Source organism: Sedimentibacter sp. B4, assembly GCF_000309315.1.
Taxonomy (GTDB): Bacteria; Bacillota; Clostridia; order Tissierellales; family Sedimentibacteraceae; genus Sedimentibacter; species Sedimentibacter saalensis.
Genome location: NZ_CANG01000519.1, coordinates 1 through 206, shown reverse-complemented (window position 1 = coordinate 206; position 206 = coordinate 1). Strand labels below are relative to the sequence as shown.

Sequence of the window (206 nt, the reverse complement as noted above, 5' to 3'; positions counted from 1 at the left end):
TGTACGCGCCGAGCCGTCGCCGGGAGCGCCGCAGCGACGTGATCGAGTTGTTGAAGAGCACCTACCGGGTGCAGGAGGTCATCGACTACTCGGGACTCGAGTACGACAACCTGTTCCTCGAGGGCACCGGTGCGATGGTGTTCGACCATCTCGAACGGGTCGCGTACGTGGCCAGTTCGCACCGGGCCGACCCGGTCATCCTGGAA

1 protein-coding gene is annotated in these 206 nt (G+C 64.6%); it reads left to right on the top strand.

Annotated elements, in window-relative coordinates; genetic code table 11:
* On the top strand, positions 1–206 hold a 206-nt coding region (locus BN358_RS23780), incomplete at both ends, for an arginine deiminase-related protein (RefSeq protein WP_232233145.1).